The sequence below is a fragment of the Pseudolactococcus chungangensis CAU 28 = DSM 22330 genome, from assembly GCF_002441885.1.
Lineage (GTDB): Bacteria > Bacillota > Bacilli > Lactobacillales > Streptococcaceae > Pseudolactococcus > Pseudolactococcus chungangensis.
Map to the genome: position 1 here is coordinate 47752 of NZ_JXJT01000012.1, position 6418 is coordinate 54169.

Annotated in this window: 5 protein-coding genes; 1 reads left to right on the forward strand and 4 read right to left on the reverse strand. The window is 39.5% G+C overall.

The features are described from left to right. Positions 1-183: 183 nt before the first annotated feature. The 3 genes from RR45_RS06480 to RR45_RS06490 are packed head-to-tail and all read right to left on the reverse strand — an operon-like array spanning position 184 to position 3976. Positions 184-1716 carry a PASTA domain-containing protein gene (locus RR45_RS06480; RefSeq protein WP_072353466.1) on the reverse strand — a complete coding sequence of 511 codons (1533 nt, stop codon included), beginning with the start codon at positions 1714-1716 and terminating at the stop codon, positions 184-186. After that, the gene (locus RR45_RS06485; RefSeq protein WP_031366633.1) at positions 1709-2380 is read right to left on the reverse strand and encodes an ABC transporter ATP-binding protein; all 672 of its coding nucleotides are present in this window, start codon (positions 2378-2380) and stop codon (positions 1709-1711) included. Before RR45_RS06485 ends, RR45_RS06480 begins: the two co-directional genes overlap by 8 nt. Before the next feature lie 6 nt (positions 2381-2386). Further along, complete coding sequence (locus RR45_RS06490) at positions 2387-3976, reverse strand: ABC transporter permease (RefSeq protein WP_031366632.1); 1590 nt, start codon at positions 3974-3976, stop codon at positions 2387-2389. Positions 3977-4269: 293 nt separating this feature from the next. On the opposite strand from RR45_RS06490, the gene RR45_RS06495 reads away from it, so the two are divergent. Beyond that, entirely contained in the window at positions 4270-5460 is a 1191-nt protein-coding gene (locus RR45_RS06495; RefSeq protein WP_031366631.1) for a BaiN/RdsA family NAD(P)/FAD-dependent oxidoreductase, read from the forward strand. A 142-nt stretch (positions 5461-5602) separates the two neighbouring features. Here RR45_RS06495 and RR45_RS11210 read toward each other — a convergent pair. Next, positions 5603-6418 (reverse strand): hypothetical protein (locus RR45_RS11210; protein WP_179295330.1); only part of this gene is annotated, 816 nt, incomplete at its 5' end.

Sequence of the window (6418 nt, forward strand, 5' to 3'; positions counted from 1 at the left end):
AATGGTGCAGCAACCATTTTCCAAAATCACCCTGATGACAAAATTAGCCGTTCTATTACAAATTTCGTATTCTTTTTTTACAACTACCAAAAATTATACAAAAAGACTATAACAATACAGATTAACATCGAAATTATTTATAGTCTTTTTGTTACAAGATCTTTATCCCAGCCTCATTTTTAGTTATTTTTCGTGACCATTACTGATTTGAATAAAGATTGTGCAAGACAGTGGGACAAACTCATTAAGTGAACTCTGACCGACAACAGTCCCTTTGGTTTCAGGACTGTTAACATACTGCACGCGATAGGCAATATTCGCACCTTTCGATGTATAGTCATTATAAAAAGTTCCCTGCAAGTCACCCTCAGTTTGTCCTTTCAAATCCTTAATATAGACTCGTCCAAGTGAGTAAACCGCCATAATATCAGGTATTGTATCTTTTGCGAAATACTGGGTACCTGCTGGTATCGACTGGCTGATAAAGCCACCGTAAGGAACTGTATCGTTATAAACTTGTTTTGAAATAACAGGTAGATTTTTAGCTGCGCCGCTAGATTCATCAAAAGTAAACCGTGAAAAATCTGGCACAGTCATTGGCTTACCTAGTGAAAGCTTAATTATCATTATATCTGCTTTCGAAACTTTCTGACCCTTAGCAACTGATTGAGAAATCACCTTATCTGCCTCAATCGTCTCACTTCCAGCGGTTTCAAAAGCGACTTTAACACCCTTCTCTTTACTCCAAGTGTTAATTTGCTCCTTAGTTTGACTTGAAAAATCTGGCACATCGATATTTTGAACGACTGGCTCTTTCCCTTTAGAGTAATAGAGTGTCAGATTGTCCTCACGCTTGAATGTTTCAGGTGTGACAGATTGATTGGCGAAAGTTTGTTTGAGATAAGTATCTTTTGCTACCGTCTCCGAGTAATCAAGCTGTACAGATGTATTTTCTAGTTTATTTTTCTTGATAAACTCCCGCGCCTCAGCAACTGGCATCTTAGAAAAATCGGGAAGTTCAATTTTTTCTTTTGGGTTTGCCCCTAAACTAGCTGTCAGATTAACTGTTTTTTTCTTAGAAATTGTCCTATTTTTATCAGATTCTTTGATGACAATATTGGCTTCTTTGTCAAAATCATAAACACGCTTCACTTCTAATTTGACCTTATGTTCATCTGCCCAAGTTTGTGCTGTACTCACAGACTTTCCTATAAAATCAGGTAGTTTAACATGTGTTTGACCGTAGTAGAACCACGTAATCACAATTACCGCCAAAAGACCAGAACCTGCGATAATGCCTCGCTTTATTTTTTGCTTTTTAGCAAAAAATTGGTCTTTGACTACCAAGTCATCTTCTGAAGAAACATCAGCCAGTTCCCTCAGAAATGACGCTAATTCATCGTCTGATACATCATTAAAGTTTTCATTATCTAATTTATCTTCTGACGTATCATTAAAATCTTTGACATCTGTTATCTCATTAAAGTCTTCAGCATCTGTTTCTTCATCTAGCATCTCACAAGAGAGACCTCTAACGGTGGTATCTGCTAACACGTCATCATCAGACACAGCATCATAGTTAGCAACTTCAGATAGGTCAGGTGTCACATTTTCCATAGCCGTCTCTGGTATTTCTGTGTCGGGCGTTACAAGCTCCTGCTCTTCGGCATCCTTCTTGTATTTATCGCTCGTAAAATTTGATAAAAAATCACTCATTAATTAAATTTCCTTTTTTCAAACGGTAAGTCACATCAGATTTTTCTGCCACCTCTTGAGAATGTGTCACAACAATGACCGCTTTTTGACTGTCATGTGCCAAACGTTTAAATATTTCGACAATCTCACCTTCTCGTTCTTCATCAAGGTTCCCAGTTGGCTCATCTGCTAAGATGACATCACTATTGGTTGCAAGTGCTCGAGCTATCGCAATCCGTTGTTGTTCACCACCTGATAACTCGCTTACTAAACGGTCTGCTTTCTCACGTGTAATCCCGATATAATCTAGTAGATTATAAGCCACCGTTTTTTGGTCATCAGGGAGTGTGTTATCTGTGATAGCCATTGCCACAAGGACATTTTCAATCGCCGTTAAATATGGTACTAGATTATTATTTTGAAAGACAATCGAGATTTTATTGCGACGATAATTTTCAAGTCCAATAGTCTGGATATCTGTTTCTTCGAACAGAACTTGCCCCTCTTTTGGCACATCTAAACCAGCCACCATGGCTAGAAAAGTTGTTTTACCAGAACCGGATTCACCAACAATCGTATAGAATTGCCCTTTTTCAAAGCTAATCGATACATCTCGTAAAATATAGCGTTGCATATCACCATCTTGGTAGTAATAATTCAGTTTCTTAGTTTCAATAATTGACATAGCTCATTACCCCAACAAAATTTTCTTTGGCTTTAATTTAAAGATATAAAGCGTTGATAAAAGGACTGACACAATAACCGTACCTAAACCTACAAGCAGATAAGTGACAATATAGAACGGCGTAAATGAAACAGCATAATTAGCCGCTATTGTCGTCGCATCAACCGCTACACCTGTACTAAACATAGCAGATGAACTCATCATGCTACCACTCATCATGCTACCATTTACAGATTCACTATTATCTGAACTTAGAAAGGCTTCCGATGCGAAACTTCCCAAGAATTTCCCAGTAATCAGCGAAATAACTAAGGCAATGATCGCTACGGTTAAAACTTCAACCATAATTTGCAAAATAACATTCGATTTTTTGTCACCAAGTGACAGATAAATGCCCAATTCACGTTTTCGATCCCGCATAAAGAGTAAAATAACCAACAAGATTAAGACAATCGATAGGAGCACCGCAGCGATAATCACCGCCTTTGCAATCTTAGATAATTTGTTAAATTGCCCCGCAATGTTGTCAAATTCATCTGTAGATGCCATTACCGAAAAGAATTTTGGTAGCATTGGCTTCGTATCAGCCTTAAATTTTTCAAGATCATCCACTGATTTCAACTGAAAAATCGGTGTGTAGTAAGGCTTAGAAGCAGCTTCTGCATCCTCCTCACTCATCCCAGCCGTCATTTCAGGGTAGTCAGCCATTAGCATCTGTCTAAAACCTTGAGTCATCTGATGAACGGCTTTATTAGGCATATAGATCGTGTTATAATTATCAAAATCAAAGGCTTCTTGCCCTGAACCACCTGGGAAAGCTGCTGCATAGACAACGGAATCACTTGACGCTTTACCAGATTGACCTGATTTTTTCTGAACTGCTTCTAGCACATCATAAGTCCCAATAATCTTGACTTTTGTGTCAAATGACTTCGTATTTTCTGGTTGACTTTCAGCATTATCTGCATCGTCTAGACCTTGCGTACTTTGGTCGATAGTCATCTCATCCCCGACATGAAACCCATTTTTGTCAGCAAATTTCTTAGAAATCAATACAACATTTGTCCCTTTTTTCACGTCATCTGCGGTGAAGACACTGCCTTCAGCTAATTTGATTTTTCCCAATGCAATATCCATCATTTTAGGATCTTGAACACCCCTAATCGGCATATAGGTATTGATAAAACTACCGTCCACCTCGTTATCAGTCAGCTTTTTATCCTCAGCTTTTTTGTCCGCCACTGGGTCATAGGGCTTCAACAGTTTGGACTCAAAGCCAGTCTGCTCAGAATAATCATAGTTTTTAACATAAGGACTAGCCGCAATTTTTTGGATGATTTTTTCAGTTAATGCCGAATAGTCCGCATTCGTCATGCTTTCCATTTCTTTTTGTCTCTTAGTATCGCTCCAGTCTATCCCAACTGTTGCGATAGCCCCCATTTGTTCTTTGGTCGTTTTTTCAACATTCTGGGTAGATTGCTGAATAATGACACTACCTGCTAAAATATTGCCAAGTACGAAAATAACAGCAAATAAAATCAATGATTTTGATTTTTGTCGTGTCACAGAGCGAATGGCGCGGTTAAAAAAATTCATAATTCTCCTTTAATTAGTATGAGTATTAGCTATTAGCTAAGAGGTTATTGTGTAATTAACGTCGGATTATTCAGACTTGTTAGGCAATAGAAATCTGTAACAGGCGTTTTAATATTTGACATAAAAAACACCTCGAATGCCAAAATGGCACCAAAAAACTTCTTAATCCTTAATCCAGTTGTCATTTATATCTCAATCATAACATAATTCTAAATTTCCAACACTAATAAACTTATATTTTTATCAATTTATGATGCAAACAAGACTTTCAAAGATATGCTACAATAAAAGATATGAAAACAAATTACGATACAATTATCATCGGTGGCGGACCCGCAGGCATGATGGCAGCAATTGCCAGCAGTTACTATGGACACAAAACACTGATGCTAGAAAAAAATAAAAAACTCGGAAAAAAACTCTCTATGACAGGCGGTGGACGCTGCAATGTGACTAATAATGGTACCTTAGAAGAGATTCTAGAAAATATTCCACACGGTGGTAAATTTCTCTATAGCACCTTCGCCCAGTTTGACAACCATGATATTATCAATTTCTTTGAAGACAACGGCACGCCCCTCAAAATTGAAGACCACGGTCGCGTCTTTCCAACGACTGACAAATCACAAACAATTATTTCCGCCTTACAAGCTAAAATGGTTGAACAAGGTGTCACCATTTCGACCAACTCCGAAGTCTTATCAACGACCAAAGCAGAAAACGGCGACTTTTTGGTAAAAACAGCTGACACCACCTTTACTTGCCGTAAACTCATCGTCACAACCGGCGGAAAATCTTACCCGTCGACCGGCTCAACCGGATACGGTCATGACATCGCACGACATTTCAAGTTAAAAGTCACCGATTTAAAGCCCGCTGAAAGTCCTTTGACGACAGACTTTCCCCACAAAACCCTGCAAGGCATTTCCCTGCGCGACATTACTTTGACGATTAACCAACATCCCATCACCCACGATCTGCTATTCACCCACTTTGGCCTGTCTGGACCTGCTGCCTTGCGCGCCTCTACTTTTGTGACGGGAAATGGGACTGATGATGTGACACTCGATTTTCTTCCGACAATGTCTGAGGATGATATCTCTGACAAATTTGAACAGCTGCGAGACAAGTCCGTCAAAAATGTTGCAAAGTTACTCCTCCAAGAACGTTTGGCTGAGTTTCTCATCAACACAGCAGGAATCAGCTTAGAGGCTAAAGTCAAGCAAGTCTCTGCTAAAAAATTATCCGAGCTCTTTCATCTCATGAAGTATTTCTCGATAAAAGTCACTGGTACCATGAGTCTAGCAAAATCTTTTGTCACAGCAGGTGGCGTTGATTTAAGTGAACTCAAGCCCAAAACGTTGATGAGTAAATCTGTAGAAAACTTGCATTTCGCAGGTGAGGTCTTGGATATTAATGCACACACTGGTGGCTACAACATCACCTCGGCGCTTGCGACTGGCTGGGTAGCTGGGGTGAGCTAAATCAATTGTAATCATCTATTGCGTTACAGCCCGTGTAAGAATGTCTTACTTTACGTGTAAAAAGCAAGCCACATTAATCTGTGACTTGCTTTTAAATTGAGGTTTAACATCTTTCTATGACTAGCATAGTAATGCTAGATTGCTAATCTAATTGGATGGCTAAAGCGGGACGAACCGGAAGGCTGTTGCGCACAGAATAGTCATAGGAGAAGTTGCCATTGTTGACCGCACCCGCATCAAAATAGCCATTGCCGGCAGACCGATGCCAAAAGTAAGGATAAGCTGTAAAGTCTAACAAAGTACTATAATAACCGGTAGCGCTTGGTGATCCACCTTTACCTTCATAAAATGTGCTCTTATCCAAAGTTTGAATATCGCCATAGCTTAAAGCAAAGGCTTGTTGTTTTAGAGTTGTTAAAGGAGTCAAAGAGGTTGGAAAACGGTTATCTCTATAGTAAGACTGCGAATTTTGCCAGTACCAGTTATTGTAATCCAGTGGTTTACTGTTAGTTGAGGCAAGACCAGCATTCTGATAACGTGGCCAATTTGGCAGGTCTAAATCAACGGGTAGGACGTAACTACTATAGGATGGGGCGATAAAGCCTTTGTAGTAGCTGTCAATCACGGCTTTGAGATGACTTTCACCATAACCAGTTGATGTCGTATCATCATGGAAGTATGGACTATCCCAATTTGTTGCTGTGGTATCAAACTGCACCACAACATCGCCAGTGCCATTTTCTTGAGCGGTTAAGGCTTGTTCTTTGAGGATAAGTGCTTGATTGCCGTTGCTAGGGTCTGCCATATCTGCTTTTAGAATACGCCACCAGCTATTAGAAAGCCAAACTCTATCAAATTGTGTGCCAAGCATCCCATCTTCATGGCCTGCTAGCTCTGCAATCGGTAAGCCCCATTTCGCATAGAGCTTGATATCTGCTGTAATTGGTGTGTCAAAATC